This window comes from Hartmannibacter diazotrophicus (genome assembly GCF_900231165.1).
GTDB classification, from domain to species: Bacteria; Pseudomonadota; Alphaproteobacteria; order Rhizobiales; family Pleomorphomonadaceae; genus Hartmannibacter; species Hartmannibacter diazotrophicus.
Genome location: NZ_LT960614.1, coordinates 430760 through 451587, shown reverse-complemented (window position 1 = coordinate 451587; position 20828 = coordinate 430760). Strand labels below are relative to the sequence as shown.

Annotated in this window: 22 protein-coding genes; 16 read left to right on the top strand and 6 right to left on the bottom strand. The window is 66.5% G+C overall.

Annotation, left to right across the window (positions count from 1 at the left end; translation table 11 throughout):
* Window positions 1-10 precede the first annotated feature (10 nt).
* The 14 genes from HDIA_RS02085 to hypE all read left to right on the top strand — a co-directional run bounded on the left by HDIA_RS02085 (window position 11) and on the right by hypE (window position 10970).
* Entirely contained in the window at window positions 11-580 is a 570-nt protein-coding gene (locus HDIA_RS02085) for a HupE/UreJ family protein (RefSeq protein ID WP_099553910.1), read from the top strand.
* Window positions 581-591: 11 nt separating this feature from the next.
* Window positions 592-1338, top strand: a complete 747-nt coding sequence (gene cybH / locus HDIA_RS02080) for a Ni/Fe-hydrogenase, b-type cytochrome subunit (protein ID WP_099553908.1) — start codon at window positions 592-594, stop codon at window positions 1336-1338.
* 261 nt (window positions 1339-1599) lie between these two features.
* A complete protein-coding gene (locus HDIA_RS02075) occupies window positions 1600-2229 on the top strand; it encodes a HyaD/HybD family hydrogenase maturation endopeptidase (RefSeq protein ID WP_099553906.1) in 630 nt (209 codons plus the stop codon).
* Window positions 2229-2549: a HypC/HybG/HupF family hydrogenase formation chaperone gene (locus HDIA_RS02070; protein WP_099553904.1), complete on the top strand. Its 321-nt coding sequence runs from the start codon at window positions 2229-2231 to the stop codon at window positions 2547-2549. Before HDIA_RS02075 ends, HDIA_RS02070 begins: the two co-directional genes overlap by 1 nt.
* Before the next feature lie 11 nt (window positions 2550-2560).
* Window positions 2561-2947, top strand: a complete 387-nt coding sequence (locus tag HDIA_RS02065; RefSeq protein WP_099553903.1) for a thioredoxin domain-containing protein — start codon at window positions 2561-2563, stop codon at window positions 2945-2947.
* 17 nt (window positions 2948-2964) lie between these two features.
* Entirely contained in the window at window positions 2965-3792 is an 828-nt protein-coding gene (locus tag HDIA_RS02060) for a hydrogenase expression/formation protein (protein WP_099553901.1), read from the top strand.
* Window positions 3789-4637 carry a [NiFe]-hydrogenase assembly chaperone HybE gene (locus HDIA_RS02055; RefSeq protein WP_099553899.1) on the top strand — a complete coding sequence of 283 codons (849 nt, stop codon included), beginning with the start codon at window positions 3789-3791 and terminating at the stop codon, window positions 4635-4637. The genes HDIA_RS02060 and HDIA_RS02055 overlap by 4 nt, the downstream gene beginning before the upstream one ends.
* The gene (locus HDIA_RS02050) at window positions 4634-5539 is read left to right on the top strand and encodes an uptake hydrogenase HoxC (RefSeq protein ID WP_099553897.1); all 906 of its coding nucleotides are present in this window, start codon (window positions 4634-4636) and stop codon (window positions 5537-5539) included. Before HDIA_RS02055 ends, HDIA_RS02050 begins: the two co-directional genes overlap by 4 nt.
* 1 nt (window position 5540) lies before the next feature.
* Window positions 5541-5882: a hydrogenase maturation nickel metallochaperone HypA gene (gene hypA, locus HDIA_RS02045; protein WP_099553895.1), complete on the top strand. Its 342-nt coding sequence runs from the start codon at window positions 5541-5543 to the stop codon at window positions 5880-5882.
* Complete coding sequence (gene hypB / locus HDIA_RS02040) at window positions 5882-6820, top strand: hydrogenase nickel incorporation protein HypB (RefSeq protein ID WP_099553894.1); 939 nt, start codon at window positions 5882-5884, stop codon at window positions 6818-6820. Before hypA ends, hypB begins: the two co-directional genes overlap by 1 nt.
* Window positions 6821-6824: 4 nt before the next feature.
* On the top strand, window positions 6825-8342 hold the full coding sequence (locus tag HDIA_RS02035) for a sigma-54-dependent transcriptional regulator (protein WP_099553892.1): 1518 nt from the start codon (window positions 6825-6827) through the stop codon (window positions 8340-8342).
* A gap of 137 nt (window positions 8343-8479) precedes the next feature.
* A complete protein-coding gene (locus HDIA_RS02030) occupies window positions 8480-8770 on the top strand; it encodes a HypC/HybG/HupF family hydrogenase formation chaperone (protein ID WP_099553890.1) in 291 nt (96 codons plus the stop codon).
* A complete protein-coding gene (hypD, locus tag HDIA_RS02025) occupies window positions 8767-9906 on the top strand; it encodes a hydrogenase formation protein HypD (RefSeq protein ID WP_099553889.1) in 1140 nt (379 codons plus the stop codon). The genes HDIA_RS02030 and hypD overlap by 4 nt, the downstream gene beginning before the upstream one ends.
* On the top strand, window positions 9903-10970 hold the full coding sequence (hypE, locus tag HDIA_RS02020; RefSeq protein WP_099553887.1) for a hydrogenase expression/formation protein HypE: 1068 nt from the start codon (window positions 9903-9905) through the stop codon (window positions 10968-10970). Before hypD ends, hypE begins: the two co-directional genes overlap by 4 nt.
* Before the next feature lie 46 nt (window positions 10971-11016).
* Here hypE and pstB read toward each other — a convergent pair whose 3' ends face one another.
* From pstB to pstS, 4 genes are all read right to left on the bottom strand, one after another.
* Window positions 11017-11844 (bottom strand): phosphate ABC transporter ATP-binding protein PstB, encoded by an 828-nt coding sequence (gene pstB, locus HDIA_RS02015; protein WP_099553885.1) that lies wholly within the window; start codon window positions 11842-11844, stop codon window positions 11017-11019.
* Window positions 11841-12671: a phosphate ABC transporter permease PstA gene (gene pstA, locus HDIA_RS02010; RefSeq protein ID WP_245884122.1), complete on the bottom strand. Its 831-nt coding sequence runs from the start codon at window positions 12669-12671 to the stop codon at window positions 11841-11843. Before pstA ends, pstB begins: the two co-directional genes overlap by 4 nt.
* 16 nt (window positions 12672-12687) lie before the next feature.
* Window positions 12688-13665: a phosphate ABC transporter permease subunit PstC gene (pstC, locus tag HDIA_RS02005; protein ID WP_099553881.1), complete on the bottom strand. Its 978-nt coding sequence runs from the start codon at window positions 13663-13665 to the stop codon at window positions 12688-12690.
* A gap of 77 nt (window positions 13666-13742) precedes the next feature.
* Window positions 13743-14798, bottom strand: a complete 1056-nt coding sequence (gene pstS, locus HDIA_RS02000) for a phosphate ABC transporter substrate-binding protein PstS (protein WP_099558661.1) — start codon at window positions 14796-14798, stop codon at window positions 13743-13745.
* Window positions 14799-15662: 864 nt separating this feature from the next.
* Here pstS and HDIA_RS01990 point away from each other — a divergent pair.
* Both HDIA_RS01990 and HDIA_RS01985 read left to right on the top strand, forming a co-directional pair.
* On the top strand, window positions 15663-16004 hold the full coding sequence (locus tag HDIA_RS01990) for a DUF5132 domain-containing protein (RefSeq protein ID WP_099553877.1): 342 nt from the start codon (window positions 15663-15665) through the stop codon (window positions 16002-16004).
* Window positions 16005-16016: 12 nt separating this feature from the next.
* Window positions 16017-16454 (top strand): hypothetical protein, encoded by a 438-nt coding sequence (locus tag HDIA_RS01985; protein ID WP_099553875.1) that lies wholly within the window; start codon window positions 16017-16019, stop codon window positions 16452-16454.
* Between the two features lie 2 nt (window positions 16455-16456).
* Here HDIA_RS01985 and metK read toward each other — a convergent pair whose 3' ends face one another.
* Both metK and HDIA_RS01975 read right to left on the bottom strand, forming a co-directional pair.
* Window positions 16457-17617: a methionine adenosyltransferase gene (metK, locus tag HDIA_RS01980; RefSeq protein ID WP_245884121.1), complete on the bottom strand. Its 1161-nt coding sequence runs from the start codon at window positions 17615-17617 to the stop codon at window positions 16457-16459.
* Window positions 17599-20667, bottom strand: coding sequence for a cation-translocating P-type ATPase (locus HDIA_RS01975; RefSeq protein ID WP_099553873.1), 3069 nt, complete (start codon window positions 20665-20667; stop codon window positions 17599-17601). The genes metK and HDIA_RS01975 overlap by 19 nt, the downstream gene beginning before the upstream one ends.
* Between the last annotated feature and the right edge of the window lie 161 nt (window positions 20668-20828).

Here is a 20828-nt window from a genome sequence, read left to right as displayed (position 1 = left end):
GGAAAAACAGATGAAATCTCTGAAGACACTGGGGCTTGCAGGCGCTGCTCTGCTGATCGCAAGCCCTGCCCTTGCCCATCCGGGTCACGGCGCTACCTCCGGCTTTGCCGCCGGTATCGTCCACCCCTTCCTCGGGACCGACCATCTGCTCGCCATGGTGACGGTCGGGCTCTGGGCCGCCCACTACGGCACCCGCAAGGGCCTTGCCCTGCCCTTCGGCTTCGTCGGCGGCATGCTCGCGGGCGCTACGACCGGCTTCTTCGGCGTCGGCCTGCCGGGCGCCGAGAGCGTCATCGCGCTCAGCCTCGTCCTCCTCGGCGCGGCGCTTGCCCTGAAGACGCGCCTGCCGGTCATGGCGGCGGCCGGCCTCACCTTCGCGGCCGGGCTCTTCCATGGCCATGCCCATGCGGTCGAGGCGAGCGGTTCGGCGCTGGCCTATGTCGCCGGCTTCGTGGTGGCGACGAGCCTCCTGCATGCGGCCGGCGGCCTCGCCGGCTGGCGGCTGGCGGCCCTTCGTCTTGCCGCTCCGCTGGCCGGGGGCGCCGTGGCGCTTGCCGGCCTTGCCATGCTTGCCGGTTGAGGGAGGCTGCGATGAACGTTCAAAAGCCCGTTGCAGCCACCGCCGTCGCGGCGGATTTCGACGAGGAGGACCGGGCACGCTCGGCCCGCCTCACCTCGGTCTACGTCTACGAGGCGCCGGTGCGCCTCTGGCACTGGACCAATGCCTTCGCGATCCTGACGCTGGCCGTCACCGGCTATTTCATCGGCTCGCCGCTGCCGACCATGCCGGGCGAGGCGAGCGCCAACTTCCTGATGGGCTATATCCGCTTTGCCCATTTCACCGCCGCCTACATCTTCGCGATCGGCTTCGTCTTTCGCATCTACTGGGCCTTCGTCGGCAATCATCACGCCCGCCAGCTCTTCCTGCCGACCATCTGGAAGGGACGCTGGTGGAAGGAGGTTCTGACCGAGGTCCGCTGGTACCTGTTCCTGGAAAAGCGGCCGAAGAAATACATCGGCCACAACCCGCTGGCGCAAATTGCGATGTTCGTCTTCATCACCCTCGGCTCGATCTTCATGATCGTGACCGGCTTCGCGCTCTATGGCGAGGGCGCACAGCCGGGAAGCTGGGCCAGCGAGCTTTTCGGCTGGGTGATCCCGCTCGCCGGCCAGAGCATGGACGTCCACACGCTGCATCACCTCGGCATGTGGTTCATCCTCACCTTCGTGATGATCCACGTCTATGTCGCGATCCGCGAGGACATCATGTCCCGCCAGAGCATCGTCTCGACGATGATTTCCGGCCACCGGACCTTCAAGGACGACGATCCGGAGTGATCCGGCCAGTCCTCAAACCAACGCGTTTCCGTCCCCTCCGGGACCAACTGGCGGCCAAATGGCCGCCAATTTTCTTTCCACTCCAGCTCGACAATTGGATAGATTCTTTCCATATCGCTCTGAAGCCGCCTTCCTGATGCTCGGCTAAGCGCTTGATTGGAATGAGTCGAATGTCTGGCGCCCGACTGGCACGCAAATTGAAAACCATGTGACAGCGAACTGAAAAGAAAACTGCCACCTTGGTGCCTGGGGAGGAGCCGGATGGACAGCGACAAGACAATTCTCGTTCTCGGCATCGGCAATCTCCTGTGGGCCGACGAAGGCTTCGGCGTGCGCGCCGCAGAGGAATTCGACCGCCGCTACGACTGCGGCGAGGCCGTAACCGTCATGGACGGGGGCACGCAGGGCGTCTACCTGCTGCCGCATATCCAGGACTGCCGGACCCTCATTCTCTTCGACGCCATCGACTACGGTCTTGCTCCCGGCACCCTCAAGGTGATCGAGGACGGCAACGTCCCGGCCTTCATGGGCGCCAAGAAGATGTCACTGCACCAGACCGGCTTCCAGGAGGTTCTGGCGAGCGCCCTGCTGCTCGGCTGGGAACCGGAGCGCATCCTTCTCATCGGCGTTCAGCCCGAGGAGATCGAGGACTACGGCGGCTCGCTGAGGCCGGTGGTGGCCGCGGCGATGGACGGCGCCCTTGCCGTCGCCGTCGCGGAACTCGAACGCCTCGGCGTCACGGTCCGGCCCCGGCAGGCCGCAACTGTCGACACCAGCGGCCTCGGCCCGTCACCCCTTGATCGCCGGGCCTACGAGGACGGCCGCCCGAGCGAGGACGAAGCCTTCCGCAAGGGCGACATCCGCGTTCTCGCCATGCTCGGAGAGGGCTGATGTGCATCGGCGAGCCCATGCGAATTCTCAGCGTCGAGGGCGAAAGCGGGCGCTGCGAAGGGGCAAAGGGCGAGGCGACCGTCGACCTGCGCCTCGTGCCCGACGCCGGTACCGGCGACCACATCCTCGTCTTTCTCGGCGCGGCGCGGCGACAGATCACCCCGCAGGAAGCCGGCGACATGCGCGACGCGCTCGAAGCCCTTCAGGCGGCCGCGAGCGGCGCCTCGCTCGATGCCTTCTTTTCCGACCTTGCAACCCGCGAGCCGCCCCTTCCCGCGCACATGGAAGAAGCCCGCCGCAAAGGCCTTACAGAAATCTAGGGAGAACGGGCATGGACAGCCCCCTGATCGAACGGCTCGTCAGCGAGCTCAACTATCCACTCGTCAACGCGGAAAACCTCGACACGCTGCTTTCGCAACAAGGCGAACGGGTCCTGTTCCTCACCGGCGATCCGGTGAAGAATCTCGAGACCAACGATCTCGCCGTCATCCTGCCGGAGCTTGCCCGCACCTTTGCCGGGCGGCTCAATCCGGCCGTCGTCGACCGTTCCATCGAGCAGTCGCTGCGCGAGCGCTTCGACGTCTGGCCCGTACCCTCGCTCATCTTCTTCAAGGACGGCGAGAAGCGCGGCGCCATCGCCAAGGTCCGCGACTGGGCCGACTATCTCGCCGAGATCGAGGCGATCCTCGACCGTCCCACACCGCAAGCCGTGCACTGAACTCCGGGAGCCCTCCGATGGTGGCCAATTTCATGTTTCCGCCCGCCGGCTTCGGCCCCGGCAGCCAACCCGGCGCCGAGGAGGGCGAGGATCTCGCCTATCTCGCCATGCCATCCGGCATGCGGGTGTTCGAGCCGCACACACCGATGGTGGACGATCCGCAGGCCGTCGCCGTCGCCGCAGGGGTGCTCGCCGATCTGGCTAAAGACGCCGAGGGCTGGACGCCGGGCTTTGCCACGATCCGGCGCGACATCGCCGATCTCGACAAGGCGAACCGCGCGGTCGTCGCCGACGCCATGGGCGAAGGCGAGGTTGCCATCGCGATCCGGGGCGCCCGAAAGATCGACATCCAGGAATCCGTCTTTGCGGGCGTCTGGCGCGTTGCCGAGAACGGCGCCGAGCATATCGAGATCGGAGCGATCCCGACGGTCGTGCTCGGCTCCGCGTCCGACGCCGTTCCCGAGCCGCCGCTGCCGGGTCCCGGCGTCGTCAATGCCCCGGCGATCCTGACCGAAGTGCTCGACCATGCGGGAAGGCCGGGCGAAGGCAACCCGCCCCATGTCGTCAACCTGACGCTCCTGCCGCATACGCCGGAGGATCTCGATCATCTCGACCGAGCGCTCGGGCGCGGCGCCGTGACGATCCTCTCGCGCGGCTATGGCAACTGCCGCATCGAACAGACCGCACGGGCGAATGTCTGGCGCGTGCGCTACTACAATTCGCAGGACGCGCTGATCCTCGATTCCATCGAGATCACGACCGTGCCCGAGGTCGCGCTTGCCGCGCCCGAGGACATCGCCGACAGCGCGGAGCGCCTTGCCGAGGTCGCGGAGGCGCTGACATGAACGCCCGCTTCGAAGGTTCCTATCTCGGCGATGCCGGTCGGATCGCACCCGACGCCGTCCTCGAATGCAAGATCTGCTGGCAGGTCTATGATCCGGCGCTCGGGGACGAAAGCCGCCAGATCCCGCCCGGAACGCCCTTTGTCGCGCTGCCGGGCGACTGGCGCTGCCCGCAATGCGACGGCGAGCGCGACCAGTTCATGGTGCTCGATGCCGGCACATCGCCGGCCCCGCAAGCGCCACCGTCGACGCTGGCGATGCTCGCCATCGAGAAGGCCCGTCAGCTGGCGGAGGCCTTTCGCGACATCCACCAGAACAAGATGCGCGACACGCCCTTCACCAACCGCTCGCTCAATGTCGAGACGGTCGGATTTCGGCCGTGGGAGGGGCATCTTCTCGGCGTCCTCGTGGTGCCGTGGTTCATGAATCTGGTCGTGATGCCGGGGCCCGCCGACGACTGGTCCACCTGCAAGACGGGCGACAAGCGGGTCTTCTCCTTCCCGTCCGGCGACTATGAATTCGTCTTCAACCAGCGCGTGACGACGGGCCCCTACTACGCCTGCTCCCTGTTCTCGCCGATGGCGGACTTTTCCAGCCAGCTTCAGGCGAACGACACCGCGCGTGCGGTGATGGCGGCACTTTTCGACGCCGAGAACCGCGAGGATGGCGACCGGTCGGACGAGATCCGGGCGATGCGCGAGGCCGACCTTGAAGCCGAGGCGGCAGCCGAAGCTGGTGAGGCGGTCGCTGACGGTGAAACGGACGGAGCGGTGCTCGATACGGTCGCGTCACGACGCGCCTTCCTCACCGGCAGGCAGGCCACTCCGGCAGAGGGCGCCGGATCATGAACGAAGCGCGCCTCAGGATCGTGATCGCGGGAGAAACGTTGCGGATCGAGACGACGACCGACGTTCCGCGCGAATGGCTCTTTCGCGGCAAAACGCCCGAGGCCGCGCTTCGCCTCATCCCATTGCTGTTCAATCTCTGCCCGATGGCCCATGGCACAGCGGCGCGGATCGCCCTCGGCCTGCAGCCCCCGCCGGATGCGGACCTGATGCTCGCCCGCGAGATCCTCACCGAGCACGCGCTCGTCATGCTGCGTGACTGGCCCGAGGCCCTAGGCTTCGTTGCCGGACGGACTTCGCTCGTCGGCCTTGCCCATCTTTCCGGCGACCGCCTCGTCCAGCTTGAAGAGGATCTCTTCGGCATGCCGGCGGAAAGCTTCCTGGCGCATGACGTGCTCGCGGATCTGCCGCGCGGAACGGTCGCGCTGGCGGCGCTCGGGGCCGTTGCCGGATGGCCGGCGGACTGGGGCCGTACCGTTGCGGACGCCGATCCGAGCATTCTTGCCCGCTGCCGGCAGGACGAGGCCATTTCCGCAGCCATTGCCAGAGACGGAGCGACTCTTGCCGTCAGGATGTGGGCACGGTTGCGGGAGGCCGCCCGGCTCATCGCCGAACTCGAAACCGGCCGCTACTCGCGGCGCTACAGGCGTTCGGAGGACGGCGTTGCCTGGGTCGAGGCCGCGCGCGGGCAACTCGTCCACCGTGCGACCGTCGCAAACGGTCTCATCCGCAGCTATGATATCGAAACGCCGACGTCGGCGATGATCGCGCCCGGCGGATTTCTGGAGCGGATGCTGCAGTCGGTCTTGCAGGCTCCCGACGGATTGCGCGACAAAGCCCTTGCGATCGCTCTTTCCTGCGCAGACCCTTGTCTGGCCGTCGAGCCGATCCGGGAGGCCGCCTGACATGCACGAGATGTCCATCTGCGAGAGCATCGTCGACGCGCTTCAAGCGAGCGCCGTCAAGGAAGGCTTTTCGCGCGTGACGCGCGTCCGGCTTGAGATCGGCTGCTTCGGCGGCGTCGAGGTCGAGGCGCTGCGCTTCGGCTTCGAGGTGACGACGCGCGGCACGCTGGCCGAAGACGCCGAACTGGAAATCCTGGAACGCACCGGCGAGGCCTGGTGCTTCGACTGCTCGCAATCATTTGCAGTGACGCGCCGCGATGCCGACTGCCCGACCTGCGGCGGCAGCATGGTGACCGTCACCGGCGGAGGTGAACTCCGCATCAAGGACCTGGAGGTGATCTGATGTGCACGGTTTGCGGCTGTGCCGGCGACGGCGCGACGATCGAGGGCCAAAAGGCCGGTGGCCACCGTCACGGCCATGATCATCACGATCATCATGATCATCCTCACGGCCATGACCACGCGCTTGATCACGACCATAGCCACGGGCATGCCCACGGCGAAGGCGGCGACCTCGACTATGGCAAGGGGCCGGCGCATGCCCATGCGCCAGGACTCTCGCAGGCGCGGATGGTCGAAATCGAGCAGAATATCCTCGCCAAGAACGACGGCTATGCGGACGACAACCGCCGCCGGCTGGAGGCTGCCGGAACGCTGGCGCTCAATCTCGTCTCCAGCCCCGGCTCCGGCAAGACGAGCCTGCTTGTTGCCACGATCAACCGCCTCGCCGGGCGGCTTCCCGTCGCCGTTATCGAGGGCGACCAGCAGACCACCAACGACGCCGACCGCATCCGCGCGACGGGCGCGCCCGCCATCCAGGTTAACACCGGCAAGGGCTGCCATCTCGACGCGCATATGGTCGGCCACGCGCTCGATCATCTCGGCCCGACCGACAGCGGCGTCCTCTTCATCGAGAATGTCGGCAATCTCGTCTGTCCGGCCGCCTTCGACCTTGGCGAGGAGGCGAAGGTCGCGATCCTCTCGGTCACCGAGGGCGAGGACAAGCCGCTCAAATATCCGGACATGTTCGCCGCGAGCGACCTCATGATCCTCAACAAGACCGACCTCCTGCCGCATCTCGACTTCGACGTCGCGGCCTGCGAGGCGAATGCCCGGCGCATCAACCCGTCGATCGATATCCTGCATGTCTCGGCGAAGACCGGCGAAGGGCTCGACGACTGGATCGGCTGGATCGACATCCGCCGCAAGGCCGTGCTTGCCCGCACCATTGCCGCGGCGGAGGCGCAGGTCGCGCGCCTGCGCCTTGCCGCCGGAGAATAGGGTCATGGCCAGGCGCCCCCTCCCTGCCGTTCTTGTCGTCGACGACGAGCCGCGCTCGGTGGAGGCGATCGAGCGCATTCTGGAGGACGAGTTCCAGGTCTTCGGCGTCACCAGCGCAGAGAAGGCGCTGGAGGTGCTGGAGAACGAGTGGATCCAGGTGATCTTCTGCGACCAGCGGATGCCCGGCATGTCAGGCGTCGAACTTCTGGCGCAGGTGCGCCAGCGCTGGCCCGACGTCATGCGCATCATCATCACCGGATACACCGACGTCGAGGACATCATCCGCTCGGTCAACGAGGCGGGCATCTACCAGTTCATCGCCAAGCCCTGGCATCCGGACGAACTGACGATGGCCGCGCGCAACGGCGTGCGCCTCTACCAGTTGCAGCGCGACCACGACCGCCTGTCGCTGGAAATGAAGCTGCTGGAACATTCGGTCGAGACCAAGCTTTCGGCCAAGAAGGCCGAGGTGAAGCGCGGCTACAGCTTCGACACGATCGTGCGCACGCCGACTTCGCCGATGAACGCGGTCTGCGCGCTGGCCGAAAAGGTCGCCCGTTTCGACATCCCGGCGCTCATTCTCGGCGAGAGCGGCACTGGCAAGGAACTGATCGCGCGCGCCATCCACTATGCAAGCCGGCGCTCCGACCGGCCGTTTCACGCAGTCAACTGCGGCGCGATCCCCGACGAGCTTCTGGAAAGCGAACTCTTCGGCCACCGCAAGGGGGCCTTCACCGGCGCGCATTCCTCCCGCGTCGGCCTTCTGGAACAGGCGGACGGCGGCACGATCCTGCTCGACGAGATCGGCGACACGACGCCCGCCTTCCAGCTCAAGCTGCTGCGTTTCCTGCAGGAGGGCGAAATCCGCCCCGTCGGCGCCAACGAGACACGGCAGGTGGACGTGCGTGTGATCGCCGCCACCAACCGCGACCTTCTTCGCGAGGCCCGGTCCGGGCAGTTTCGCGAGGACCTCTATTTCCGCCTCGCCGTCTCGCCGATCCGGGTGCCCGCGCTCGTCGAGCGCCGTTCGGACATCGAGGCGATCGCCTTCGCCCTGCTGGCGCGCGCCGCAAGCCGCCACGGCAAGCCAGTGGAAGGGTTTTCGCGTGAGGCGCTGGAAGCGCTCGCCCGCTACCGCTGGCCGGGCAACATTCGTGAGTTGGAAAACCAGGTCACGCGCATGCTGATGCTGACCGAGGGCCCGGTGCTCGGCGCCGACCTCATCGAACGGCATGTGCTGCTGGCCGCCGAGCCGGACGACGAGCGCGACGACGACATCGAACTGCATATCGGCGGCGGCGGCGACCTCAAGGAACGGGTGGAGCGGATGGAGGCGCGCATCCTGCGCGAGACGCTTGCCCGCCACCGCTGGAACAAGTCGCGCGCGGCCGAGGAACTGGGTCTCTCCCGCGTCGGCCTGCGCTCCAAGCTCGACCGTTACGGCATTCTGGAGCCCGAGGGCGAAGTGCCGATCGTCCTTGGCGAGCACGAAGACGAACCGCCGGCAGAGCGGATCAATTAGAGCGGGATTGCGAAATGTGTCAGCCGTTTTCGCAATCCCGCTCCAGATTATAAGAACCGATCACGTTTTATGAGATTGGACCAATTCGATCCAATCGCATCGTGATCTAGGGCGCCTCGCGCGCACTGGAGGAAGCCATGTGTCTCGGAATTCCCGGCCAGGTGATCGCGATCACCGATCCGGAGCGCCTGATGGGCCTCGTCGACGTCTCCGGCGTCCGGCGCGAGGTCAATCTCGCCTGCGTCGTCACCGACAAGGTGGACGACGTCGTCGGCGGCTGGGTGCTCGTCCATGTCGGCTTCGCCCTCAGCCTCATCGACGAGGAGGAGGCGCGCCTCACGCTCGCGGCCCTTGCCGAACTCGGCGAGGCCGAAGAGGAAATCGAGGCCATGCGCCGCTCGGCCGAGATGCTGGAGGCCTCGCAATGAAATACGTCGACGAATTCCGCGATCCGGCGCTCGCGCGCAAGCTTCTCGCCCGCATCGAGCATCTCGTTCCGCTCGCCGGCGGCACGGCCGACAAGCCGGTCAACGTCATGGAGATCTGCGGCGGACACACCCACGCGATCTTCCGCTACGGCCTCGACCGACTGGTACCGGCGGGCCTCGAGTTCGTCCACGGCCCCGGCTGCCCGGTCTGCGTGCTGCCAATGAGCCGGGTCGACGACTGCATCGAGATCGCCGAGCGCGAGGGCGTCATCTTCACGACTTTCGGTGATGCCATGCGCGTGCCGGGCACCTCGAAGAGCCTCCTGCAGACGAAGGCGGACGGCGCCGACATCCGCATGGTCTATTCGCCGCTCGACGCGTTGGCGCTCGCGAGGAAGCACCCGGAGCGGCAGGTGGTCTTCTTCGGGCTCGGCTTCGAGACGACGATGCCGGCAACCGCACTGACCGTGCTTGCCGCCGCGCGAGACGACGTCACCAATTTCTCGCTCTTCTGCAACCACATCCTGGTGCCGCCGCCGCTCCGCGCCATCCTGGAAGACCCGGAGATGCGGATCGACGGCTTCGTCGGGCCGGGTCATGTCTCCATGATCATCGGCGCGAAGCCCTACCGTTTCATCGCCGAGGAGTTCGGCAAGCCACTCGTGATTGCCGGCTTCGAGCCGCTCGACCTTCTGCAATCCGTTGCCATGGTGCTGGAGCAACTCGCCGAGGGCCGCGCCGAGATCGAGAACCAGTATGCCCGCGTGGTGCCGGAGGATGGCAACCCGCAGGCCATGGCCGCGATCGATGCCGTCTTTGAGCCGCGCGAGAAATTCGACTGGCGCGGGCTTGGCGAGATCGACCACTCGGGCGTCAAGATCCGGCCCGCCTTCGCCACCTTCGATGCGGAGGAAAAATTCGGCGTCGGCTATGGCGCCGGCAAGACCTCCGGCCGCGAGCCGGAAGGCTGCCGCTGCGGCGACGTCATCAAGGGTCTCGTGAAGCCGACCGCCTGTCCGAAATTCGGCACTGAGTGCCTGCCGGAGCACCCTCTCGGCGCGCTGATGGTCTCCTCGGAAGGCGCCTGCGCCGCCTATTACCAATATGGCGGCGCCCGTCTGGAGGCAGCGGAATGAACGCCCCCATGCCTCCCGTAAAGCCCGCCTTCCACAAGACCAACGCGACCCGCGTCACCCTCGCCCACGGCGGGGGCGGCAAGGCGATGCGCGACCTCGTCGAGGACGTCTTCGTCTCGGCCTTCTACAACCCCGAGACCGGCGCCATGGAGGACCAGGCCCGGCTCGATCCGACGCCCGAGCTTCTGAACGGCGGCCGGCTCGCCTTCACCACCGACAGCTTTGTCGTCGATCCGCTGTTCTTTCCCGGCGGCGATATCGGCAAACTCGCCGTCTACGGCACGGTCAATGATCTGGCCGTCGGCGGCGCGAAACCGAAATGGCTCTCGGCCTCCTTCATCATCGAGGAAGGCTGCGAGGTGGAGACGCTGCGCCGGGTCGCGGCGTCCATGCGGCAAGCCGCCGACCTTTCCGGTGTCGCCATCGTCACGGGCGACACCAAGGTCGTGGCGATGGGGGCCGCCGACAAGCTCTTCGTCACCACGGCCGGTGTCGGCGTCATCCCGCCTGGCACCGATCTCGGCGCACACCGGGTGCGGCCGGGCGACGTTGCCATCGTCAACGGCTTCCTCGGCCACCACGGTGCGGCGATCCTTGCGGCGCGCGGCGACCTTGCGCTCGAGACGGACATCGCCAGCGATTGCGCGCCACTGAACGCACTGATGGAGGCCGTCGCCAAGGCCGCCCCGAATCTTCGCGCCGCGCGCGATGCGACCCGTGGCGGGCTTGCGGCCGCGCTCAACGAAATCGCGGCGTCGGCGGGCCTTCGGATCGTGCTGGAGGAAACGTCCCTGCCGTTGAAGCCCGACATTCGCGGCTTTTGCGAGATCCTCGGCTTCGATCCGCTTTATCTTGCCAACGAGGGCACGCTGGTTCTTTTCGTGCCGCCGGATGAGGCCGAGGCGGCGCTTGCCGCCATGCGCAGAGTGCCGGAAGGCCGGGATGCGGCGATCATCGGCAGCGTCACCGAGGGAACGGCTGGACGCGTCGAGATGAAGACGCTTTTCGGCGGTAGCCGCATCGTCGACATGCTCGTGGGCGAGCAACTCCCGCGCATCTGCTAAGGCGAGGCATCTATTTATTTAGCCGGAGAAGTAATAGCCTCCGACGTCAGCCAAAGCGGCCGGTGACATAGTCCTTCGTGCGCTCGTTGCGCGGCGTCACAAAAATCTGCTCGGTGTCCCCCGCCTCGACGAGTTCGCCGAGATACATGAAGGCGGTCTTCTGCGAGACGCGGATCGCCTGGTGCATGTTGTGGGTGACGATGCAGATGCAATAATCCTCCTTCAGTTCCTCGATCAGGTTCTCGATCTTGGCGGTCGAGATCGGATCGAGCGCGGAGGCCGGCTCGTCGAGAAGGAGGACTTCCGGCTCGACCGCGATGGTGCGGGCGATGCAGAGCCGCTGTTGCTGGCCGCCTGACAGGCTCTGGCCGGACTTGCCGAGCTTGTCCTTGACCTCGTCCCAGAGCGCGGCGCGGCGCAGCGCCTGCTCGACACGGTCGGCGATCTCGCTTCCGGCCATGTCGGTCGACTGGCGCAGCCCGAAGGCGATGTTCTCGAAAATCGACATCGGAAAGGGCGTCGGCTTCTGGAAGACCATGCCGACCCTGGCGCGCAGGTTGTTGAGGTCCGCGCCGCGCGCGAGGATGTTGTCGCCGTCGAGCAGCACCTCGCCGTCCGCCCGCTGGTTCGGATAAAGGTCGTACATGCGGTTGAGCACCCGCAACAGAGTGGACTTGCCGCAACCCGAGGGGCCGATGAAGGCGGTAACCGTGCGGTCCGGCAGGTCGAGGTTGATGTCCTTCAGCGCCCGCGTCTGCCCGTAATGGAAATTGAGGTTGCGGATCGACACACGGACGGGCGCCTGGCGCGCCTTGGCCGGGGCGGCCGCCGCCGCGTCCTGCGGGTGCCGGTCAAGGAGAGGTTCATTGCTCATCTTTCGTCCCTTGTGCGGGTCAGAATGCGGGCGACGACCGACAGCGCCAGCACGGTGACGGTGATCAGCAGCGCGCCGGTCCAGGCAAGGTTCTGCCAGCTCTCATAGGGACTGAGCGCGAACTGGAAGATCACGATCGGCAGCGAGGCCATCGGCGCCAGCGGATCGAGGCTGAAGAACTGGTTGTTGAGCGCTGTAAAGAGCAAGGGCGCGGTCTCTCCGGCGATCCGGGCGACCGCCAGCAGGATGCCCGTGACCATGCCGGCGCGGGCAGCCCGGTAGGAGACCTTGCGAATGACCACCCATCGCGGCGCGCCGATGGCGATGCCAGCCTCGCGCAGGCTGTCGGGGACGAGGCGCAGCATGTCCTCCGTCGTGCGCACGACGGTCGGGATGACGAGGATGGAGAGGGCGACTGCGCCGGCGAGCGCCGAGAAATGCCCGAGCGTCACCACCAGGATCTCGTAGACGAAGAGGCCGACGACGATGGAGGGTGCCGAGAGCAGGATGTCGTTGATGATCCGGAGCACGGCGGACAGGCGGCTGTAGCGGCCGTATTCGGCAAGATAGGTGCCGGCGAGGATGCCGATCGGCGCGCCGATCGCCAAGGCTGCGGCGCTCATCAGGAATGAGCCGACGATCGCGTTCCTGAGACCGCCGATCCCGTCCGGCGGCGGCGTATCCAGCGCGAAGACGGATGCTCCGAGGCCGGCTGCGCCGCGCACCACAAGATGGAAAAGGATGAGCGCGAGGACGACGAGGCCGGCCAACGCGGCACCGGCGCTCAGCGTCATCATCACGGCGTTGACGGCTCGTCGTCTGGCCATGCGGCTTGCCATCGGTTCAGCCCTCCGCCTTGCGCCGGATGCGCGCGAGCATCAGTTGCGCGACGACCAGCACGATGAACGTGAGCGCGAAGAGCAGCAGGCCGAGCGCGATCAGGGACGAGGTGTAGAGCGGTGTCGTCGCCTCGGTGAACTCGTTGGCGATGGCGGCCGAAATCGTCGTGCCGGGCGCGAGAATCGACGCGGAGATGCGATGCGCGTTGCCGATGACGAAGGTGACGGCCATCGTCTCGCCGAGGGCGCGGCCGAGCGCCAGCATGACGCCGCCGACGAGCGCGCTGCGGACATGGGGAATGACGATGTGGCGGTTCACTTCCCAGGTCGTCAGGCCCATGCCGTAGGCCGCTTCCTTCAGCACATCGGGCACCGTCATGAAGACATCGCGCGACAGCGAGGCGATGAAGGGCAGCACCATGACCGCCAGGATCAGCGAGGCGGTCAAAACGCCGATCCCGTAGGGCGGGCCGGCGAAGGCGGCGCCGATGACGGGCAGATTGCCGAGCGTGTCGATCAGGAAGGGCTGGACGGACGTCTGCATGAAGGGGGCAAGCACGAACATGCCCCAGATGCCGTAGATGATCGAGGGAATGCCGGCGAGGAGTTCGAGCGCGATGCCGATGGGCCGGCGCAAGGGCCGGGGACAGAGCTCCGTCAGGAAGATCGCGATGCCGAAGCCGAAGGGAATGGCCAGCAGCATGGCGATGACCGAGGTGACAAGCGTGCCCCAGAGCGGCGCCAGCGCACCGAACTTGTCGGTCACCGGGTTCCAGGCCGCCGTGACGAAGAAGGCCGGACCGAAGGTTCTGAGCGCGGGCCAGGCGCCGATGCCGAGCGACAGGAAAACGCCCGACAGGACGACGAGGACGGCCAATGCCGCCGCCAGCGTCAGCGAGGCAAACACCCGGTCGAAACTGTGCGGCAGGCGCGCCGCCCTGCGGGGTCTGGCGACTGCTTTTTCGTCGGCGATGGCAACCATGGGCACTCTTGCAAGGATGGTGGCGGGACCGGAAAGCCGGCCCCGCCAGTAAGGTCAGGGAGACGGGAAATCCGGTCTCAGTGCATCGCGGCGTAGACGGGCTTGCCGTCCTTGCCCTTGATCTCCGCCCATTCGGCCTTGACCGACTTCACGACGCTGTCGGGCATCGGGATGTAGTCCAGCTTGGCGGCCATCTTGTCGCCCTTGCCATAGGCCCAGTCGAAGAACTTGAGCGCTTCGGCGGAGGCCGCCGCATCCGTCGCGTCGGAGTGCATCAGGATGAAGGTCGCGGCGGTCATCGGCCAGGAGCCCTTGCCCGGCTGGTTGGCGAGGATGACGCCGAAGCCCGGCTGGCTCTTCCAGTCGGCATTGGCGGCGGCGGCGGCGAAGGCTTCCGCCTTCGGAGCAACGCGCTTGCCGTCGGCGTTGAGCATGTCCGTGTAGGTCATCTTGTTCTGAAGGGCATAGGCGTATTCGACATAGCCGATCGAATTCGCCGTCTGGCCGACGCTCGCCGCCACGCCCTGGTTGCCCTTGGCGCCGATGCCGACGGGCCACTCGACCGAGGTGTTGACGCCGATGTCGCTCTTCCAGGCCGCGTCGACGGCGGCGAGATAGTAGGTGAAGTTGAAGGTCGTGCCCGATCCGTCCGAGCGATAGACGACGGCGATCGCGGCGTCGGGGAGCTTGACCTTCGGATTGAGCTTGGCGACCGCCGCGTCGTTCCACTTGGTGATCTTGCCCGCATAGATCTCGGCCAGCGTCTTGCCGTCGAGAACCAGTTCACCCGGCTTGATGCCCTTGACGTTCACGACCGGAACGATGCCGCCCATGACGGTCGGGAACTGGACCAGCGTGTTGGCCTTCAGCTCGTCGCCGTCCAACGGCTTGTCGGAAGCGCCGAAGGTCACCGTGCGGGCCTCGATCTGCTTGATGCCGCCGCCGGAGCCGATGGCCTGGTAGTTGAGGCCCGTGCCGGTCTTCTCCTTGTAGGCCTGCGCCCACTGCGAATAGATCGGATAGGGGAAGGTCGCGCCGGCACCGGAGATGTCGGCGGCATGGGCCGCTGCACCGCCGGCCAGAAGCGCGCTGCCGAGCAGCGCCGCCTGCAGACCCTTGAGGAATTTCGACATCATCATTCTCCTTGATCTTGAAGATACTCAGCCTTGTTGGTCTTCCGGCCTCGGCTGTCCGGGCCGTCCGGTTCGCGCGCCTCGTCGAGAGGTCCGCTCCCCGATGCTGTTGGCTGCGCCGTGCGGGTGGCTGCCGTGGCCCTCGGGGCGGCAAGCCCCTGCCCCGGCGCAGCAATCCTGGAAGAATGAACGGCCGGCCGGCATGCCGGGAATGACGGCCTGCGACACGGTACGGAGCAGCATGAGCGCGCCGCGTGCGGCGGGGGCTGGCCCTCGTGCGGTGAACATGCCGATGTCCTCTGCCATGAGAGGGAAGGGAAGAATGGCTTGATCGACAACAAAACCGATTGTTTCAAAGTCGAAACAATATGCTTTCCATATCATCAGCCTCTCGCCGCTGTCTTATTGGCGCTACATGACAGTTCTATGAACTTCAATGAATCCGTGCGACTTACAATAAATTCAAAAATTACAACGTTTTACGCTAAAGATTTCACCGTAACCCCGCGAAAATGAGTGTTTCTCTTCGCCTGTATTTTGAAACAAATCTGTTACGTTGCCAGCTCTCGCGCCGGAACGCCTTTCTGCCGCCGTCCATTGCCGGGATTGCGCACTTCGGCGAGCGAGGCCTGGCATTCGCCTCAGCGCAGGCGCGCCGATGCCCGGGGCCTTCTTGATTCAAGTCATTTCAATCCGGGCAAGGATTGCAGACGATGGTAAGGGAATGGTGGTTGCCCATTGCCGGGTCTGGCAAGGGTGCCGGGAAAGGCCCCAACCGGCGAAAGTGGTTGTCACGAAAATAGGCGACTATGATCCGATGGGCGGGACGATGCTGCCGCCGCGCGAGAATTCAGGAGTGTTTTGATGTCACTTGCCAAATTCGCCGTGGGTGCGGCAGTCGGCGCGGCAGCTGCGTTGCTGGGACCGAGACTTTGGAAACACGCCCAGCCCTTCGCCAAGCAGGCGATGAAGGTCGGAATGGCAACCGCCTACGAGGCGCGCATCAAGGCGGCCGAGGCGATGGAAACGGCCGAAGACCTCTATGAGGAGGCAAGGGCCGAATTCGTGGCGGAGATGCATGCCGCCAGCGCGGCCGCAACCGGTGCTTCCGGGGCCGCAGCGGCCAAGGCAGACGCAGCATCTGACGCAGCGGCTGCGTCGGACGAGGCCGATGCGGCGACCGCCTCACCCCAACCGTCAGCCTGAGGCGGCGACCCCATGGCCAAGCCCGTCGAAGTCGTCCTGATGCACAGCATGCCGGGACGGTCCCGTCTCAAGGTGCCGAGTTCAAAGGGGCAGCTTCTGCTCATGGCTGCGGCGGCCATGAAGCTGAAGCAGATTCCGGCCGTCAAGGAGGTGACGCCGCGTCCGGCCACCGGCAGCCTCGTCGTCAGCCATCCCGGAGCCGGCCCATTATCGGCTCAGGATCTGGAAGCGGTCGGCCTCGCGCTCATCGGCGCGCCACCGGCGGCACCAAGTTTTTCGGCCGTGCGCCGGCTTGAGCCCGTCAAGGTCGGAGCCGCCGCGATGACGGCGCTCGCCTTCTACCAGATGAGCAAGGGGCGCGCCTTGCCGCCGGCCCTGACGCTTCTCTGGTACGCCGCCTCGCTGATCACGACCGGTCTGCACTCTCCGGCGGAAACAGACAACGAATAGCTTCAGCGCCGCAGGGCTTCGGCCAGGTCCACCGCGTCCTCCCAGGGGACATCAAGATCGGCGCGGCCCATGTGGCCGTAACAGGCGAGCGGACGGAAGAACCCCTCCGTTCCCGCACGTGCGACCCGTTCGGCAAAGGCAAAGCGCTCGGCGATGGCGCCGGGCCGAAAGTCGAGCAGGGCCGAAAGGCGCCGCCCGATCTCGGCCTCGGCAACCTGCGAAGTGCCGAAGCAATTGACCGCCAAGCTGCTTGGCTCGGCCTCGCCGATGGCATAGGCGAGATGCACCTCCGCCCGCCGCGCCAATCCGGCGGCGACGATCGCCTTGGCGGCAAGGCGCGCCATGTAGGCGCCGGTCCGGTCGATACGGCCGATGTCCTTGCCGGAGAGAGCCGATCCGCTTTGGCGCGCGAAGTCTCCGTAGGTGTCGATCCCGGTCTTGCGCCCCGTCAGCCCGGCGTGATGGGCCGGACCGCCATAAAGGAACGAACCGCCGGGATTGACGTGGAGCCGCGTTGCGGCCGTCACCCTGACCGGATGACCGCCGGGCAACGGCGGCGCGAGGACCAGGTCCCTGATGATGGCCTCATGGTCGCTGGGCGCAAGCTGCTGCAGCAGCGCCGACGTCACGGCAATATCGGCGATCGCGACCGGTCGGCCGTCCTTGTACTGCACCGAGACCTGGACCTTGCCGTCGGGGCCGAGGTCCGGACACTCATTTCGAGCGTCATCGAGGCGGCGGGCGAAGCGATGGGCGAGATCGATCGGCAGCGGCATCAAGGTCTCGCAGTCATCGCAGGCATAGCCGAAGGCATTCACCTGCTCGTCCGCCGGCGATTGCGGATGAAGGGGACCCGCCGGGCTCTCGACTTCCGAAAAGCTCGTCAGGATCGACGCGCGCTGGGCGTCGAAGACATGCTTCTCGTAACCGGCCTCGGCAATGACACGCCGGGCAAGCTGGGGAATATCCACCGACGCCTCGCCGGAAAAGCGGGCCGCGACGAAGACGACGCCGGTCGCAATCGCGCATTCGGCGGTAATGCGCGCCTTCGGGTCCTGGCGCAGGAAGGCGTCGACGACTGCGTCGCTGATCTGGTCGCAGAGCTTGTCCGGGTGACCGCGGGTGACGCTCTCGGAGGTGAAGATCATGTCGCCGTTGACCATGTGCCCTCTCCCTCGGCTTGCGGGCCGGGTTCGTCGAAAATAGTTGCCAGCAAACGATTGCCGACCGTTGCGGCCGCAGCGATGGCCAGCGCTCCGGCCAGACCCGAGGCCCCGAGCGGCGTGAGGCCGAGCAGCCGACGCGTGGCGGGCAGCATCTGGGCGCCCGCCTGGATTCCGAGGCATCCGGCGAGCGCCGCATAGAGCGCAGGATTGGCTGGCGCGCCCCAGCCCGCGGTCAGCCCCGTCGATGTCTGCCGGCAGGAAAAGGCGTGCAGCAGCTGCGCCAGCGTCAGCCCGTGGAAGGCGATGGTGCCGCCGCGCCTGACGCCTCCCGCCTGACCATTGGCCAGAAACCCGGCGAGCGCCACGCCGCCGATGACGAGGCCCTCGCGCACGATCTTGCGGAAATCCGAGACATCGAGGATCGACGCCTTGGGATCGTGCGGCGGGCGACGCAGCACGTTCTCTTCCGGCGGCTCCAGCCCGAGCGCCAGCGCCGGGAAAACATCGGTCAGAAGATTCAGCATCAGCAACTGCATGGGCGACAGGGGCTCTGCGATGCCGAGCGCCGTCGCACCGAGCATGACGACGGTTTCCGACGCGTTGGTGGACACGAGAAAGCGCAGCACCTTGCGGATATTGTCATAGCTTGCCCGGCCGAGACGAATGGCCTCGACGATCCCTTCCAGATCGTCGGTCGCAAGGACGATGTCGGCGACCTCGCGGGCGACATCGGTGCCGTCGGCGCCCATGGCGATGCCGATGTTGGCCGCCTTCAGCGCCGGGCCGTCGTTGATGCCGTCCCCGGTCATCGCGACGACCGATCCGTGCGATTGCAGGGCGCGGACGATGCCGAGCTTTTCCGTCGGGCTGACACGGGCAAAGACGTCCGGGCTGCCGGCAACGGCGGCCAGAACCTCGGGCTTCATGCCGGCAAGCCGTCCGGCCTCGAAGACGCGAACATCGCCGCCGGTGGCAAGCCCGACCTCGCGGGCAATCGCGAAGGCGGTGGCGCTCTGGTCGCCGGTGATCATGACGGTGCGAATGCCGGCGCCGTGCATGGCGCCGATGACCGGCCGAACGTTCGGCCGCAACGGATTGGCGATGCCGACGAGACCGAGCCAGGTCAGGTCCGCCTCGTCCCTCGGATCGCCGCCGCCGTCGCGGGAGGCGACCCCGAGGACGCGAAGCGCCCGTCCCGCCATGCCCTCGTTCGCGGCAAGGACCGCGTCGCGATCCTCGCGCGTCAGGGGGCGGGTTCCGGTCGCCGTGCGGATATGGGCGGAGCGCGCCAGCACTTCGGCCGGATCGCCCTTCACCGCCAGCAGCAAACGGTCCTCCGACCGGCAAAGGGCCGACATGCGCTTGCGCCCGTCGGCGCGGGCGGCAAGCTCGACGACCGGCTGCGCCTCCTTCAGCCCGGCGAGATCGATACCATGCGCGAGAGCCGCCTCGACGAGCGCGGATTCGGTCGCCGAGCCGACGATGCGCCGCACGCCGTCCGCGTCGGTCTCGACCGTCGCCTCGCTGACCAGCATGGCCGTCTCAAGCAGCTGGCGCAGCACATCCTGCCGATCCTCGGCGATCGTTCCGTCATTACTCCCGGCGATCCGTCCGCAATCCATGTCGATCAGACTGCCTGCTGCATGTACCTCGGCCAAAGACATCGTCGCGCCCGTCAGCGTGCCGGTCTTGTCGAGGCCGATCACCTCGACCGCACCGAGGGTTTCGACGGCATCGAGCTTGCGCACGAAGATCTGGCGCTTGCGCATGTCGTTGATGCCGAAGGCGAGCGTCGTCGCCGCGACAGCCGGCAGGCCTTCCGGAATGGCCGCGACGGCGAGTGAAATGGCGCTCCTCAGGATCGAGATCAGCGGATGGCCGCGCATCAGGCCGATGCCGAAGACGGCAGCGGAGATGAGCGCGTTGACGACGACGAGTTCCTTTTCGACCTCGCCGAGCTGGCGTTCGATCGGTGTCGGGGGTGGCTGCAAGCTGCCGAGCAGCGACTGGATGCGGCCGATCTCGGTCGAACTTCCGGTCGAAACCACGAGCGCGACACCGCTGCCGCCCGTCACCGCCGTGCCGCGAAAGACCATGTTCGCCCGGTCCGCCAGCACGATATCCGGGGCAAGGACCACCCCCGCCTCCTTGTGCACGGGCATCGCCTCGCCGGTCAGCGCGGATTCGTTGACGGTGAGCGCCTCGGCGATGACAAGGCGGGCATCCGCGGGAACCAGCGTTCCCGGCTCAAGCAGCAGCAGATCGCCCGGTGCGAGGTGGGCGGGATCGATCTCCATCACCGCGCCGCCGCGGACGACCCTGACATTGCGCGGCTCATAGTTGGCAAGCCCGGCGATGGTGCGTTCGGCCTGGCGTTCCGTCACCGTGCCGATGCCGGCGTTGAGCAGGACGACGCCAAGGATCACGGCGGCGTCGGCAAGACCGCCCGTAAAGAACGAGAGCGCGGCGGAGGCGCCGAGCAGGGCGACGGGCAGGCTGGTGAGCTGTCCGGCAAAAATGGCTGCGGAGGACCGCGCCTCGGCCTTCGGCAACGTGTTGAGACCGAAGCGGACGATGCGTTCCGCCGCGTCATCCGCATCGAGGCCGCGCACGGTATCGCCGCCGATCTCCTCGACGAGCCGATCAAGCGTTTCCGCGTGCGGAGCCGCCGCCGGGGTGTCGCTCCCGTCCGGCCAATGAGGATGCCCGATCGGCGGTTCAGGCTCCCCGGTCTCGCTGCGGCCATGACCTTCGGGCGCCAACGCCCCGTCCAGCACCCGTTCCACGAAGTTCCTGAGGTGATCGGCGTCCGGAACCTCCACGCCCCGGATCAGGATCGAACCGGTCAGGTCGGAGACGTCGACAGAAAGGCCGGGGAACGCATCGCCGATCCTCTTGCCGAGTGTCCGGCCAAGGTCCGGCCGATGCCGAACGCGATTGTCCCTGAGGCGCAGTCGCGACGGCAACGCAGTGCATATGACGGTGGCGGCGGACAGTGCGCTCTCCATCAGCCAGACGGTCGCGCCCCTGCCGGACCGGCGGCGCACGTTCCATGATCGCGAGTTTCAATCCAAACGGATAGCCGGGACGAACGTCTGCGGCATTGTCGCAGATCAATCCGGCATCCATCGGACAGCGCAAGCTGACGGTCAAATATGACAGTCGGATGAATGACTTCGCTCAATGCATCCCGCGGAGGCGCGTGTCA

Bases quoted from the DNA above. Each gene is read 5' to 3' on its own strand.
- cybH (WP_099553908.1), top strand. From the start codon at position 592: ATGAACGTTCAAAAGCCCGTTGCAGCCACCGCCGTCGCGGCGGATTTC.
- pstB (WP_099553885.1), bottom strand. From the start codon at position 11,844: ATGAGCAATGAACCTCTCCTTGACCGGCACCCGCAGGACGCGGCGGCG.
- pstS (WP_099558661.1), bottom strand. From the start codon at position 14,798: ATGTCGAAATTCCTCAAGGGTCTGCAGGCGGCGCTGCTCGGCAGCGCG.
- HDIA_RS01990 (WP_099553877.1), top strand. From the start codon at position 15,663: ATGTCACTTGCCAAATTCGCCGTGGGTGCGGCAGTCGGCGCGGCAGCT.
- HDIA_RS02030 (WP_099553890.1), top strand. From the start codon at position 8,480: ATGTGTCTCGGAATTCCCGGCCAGGTGATCGCGATCACCGATCCGGAG.
- HDIA_RS02085 (WP_099553910.1), top strand. From the start codon at position 11: ATGAAATCTCTGAAGACACTGGGGCTTGCAGGCGCTGCTCTGCTGATC.
- HDIA_RS02070 (WP_099553904.1), top strand. From the start codon at position 2,229: ATGTGCATCGGCGAGCCCATGCGAATTCTCAGCGTCGAGGGCGAAAGC.
- hypB (WP_099553894.1), top strand. From the start codon at position 5,882: ATGTGCACGGTTTGCGGCTGTGCCGGCGACGGCGCGACGATCGAGGGC.
- hypE (WP_099553887.1), top strand. From the start codon at position 9,903: ATGAACGCCCCCATGCCTCCCGTAAAGCCCGCCTTCCACAAGACCAAC.
- HDIA_RS02050 (WP_099553897.1), top strand. From the start codon at position 4,634: ATGAACGAAGCGCGCCTCAGGATCGTGATCGCGGGAGAAACGTTGCGG.
- HDIA_RS02035 (WP_099553892.1), top strand. From the start codon at position 6,825: ATGGCCAGGCGCCCCCTCCCTGCCGTTCTTGTCGTCGACGACGAGCCG.
- hypD (WP_099553889.1), top strand. From the start codon at position 8,767: ATGAAATACGTCGACGAATTCCGCGATCCGGCGCTCGCGCGCAAGCTT.
- HDIA_RS01985 (WP_099553875.1), top strand. From the start codon at position 16,017: ATGGCCAAGCCCGTCGAAGTCGTCCTGATGCACAGCATGCCGGGACGG.
- HDIA_RS02065 (WP_099553903.1), top strand. From the start codon at position 2,561: ATGGACAGCCCCCTGATCGAACGGCTCGTCAGCGAGCTCAACTATCCA.
- pstA (WP_245884122.1), bottom strand. From the start codon at position 12,671: ATGGCCAGACGACGAGCCGTCAACGCCGTGATGATGACGCTGAGCGCC.
- HDIA_RS02075 (WP_099553906.1), top strand. From the start codon at position 1,600: ATGGACAGCGACAAGACAATTCTCGTTCTCGGCATCGGCAATCTCCTG.
- metK (WP_245884121.1), bottom strand. From the start codon at position 17,617: ATGGTCAACGGCGACATGATCTTCACCTCCGAGAGCGTCACCCGCGGT.
- pstC (WP_099553881.1), bottom strand. From the start codon at position 13,665: ATGGTTGCCATCGCCGACGAAAAAGCAGTCGCCAGACCCCGCAGGGCG.
- hypA (WP_099553895.1), top strand. From the start codon at position 5,541: ATGCACGAGATGTCCATCTGCGAGAGCATCGTCGACGCGCTTCAAGCG.
- HDIA_RS02055 (WP_099553899.1), top strand. From the start codon at position 3,789: ATGAACGCCCGCTTCGAAGGTTCCTATCTCGGCGATGCCGGTCGGATC.
- HDIA_RS02060 (WP_099553901.1), top strand. From the start codon at position 2,965: ATGGTGGCCAATTTCATGTTTCCGCCCGCCGGCTTCGGCCCCGGCAGC.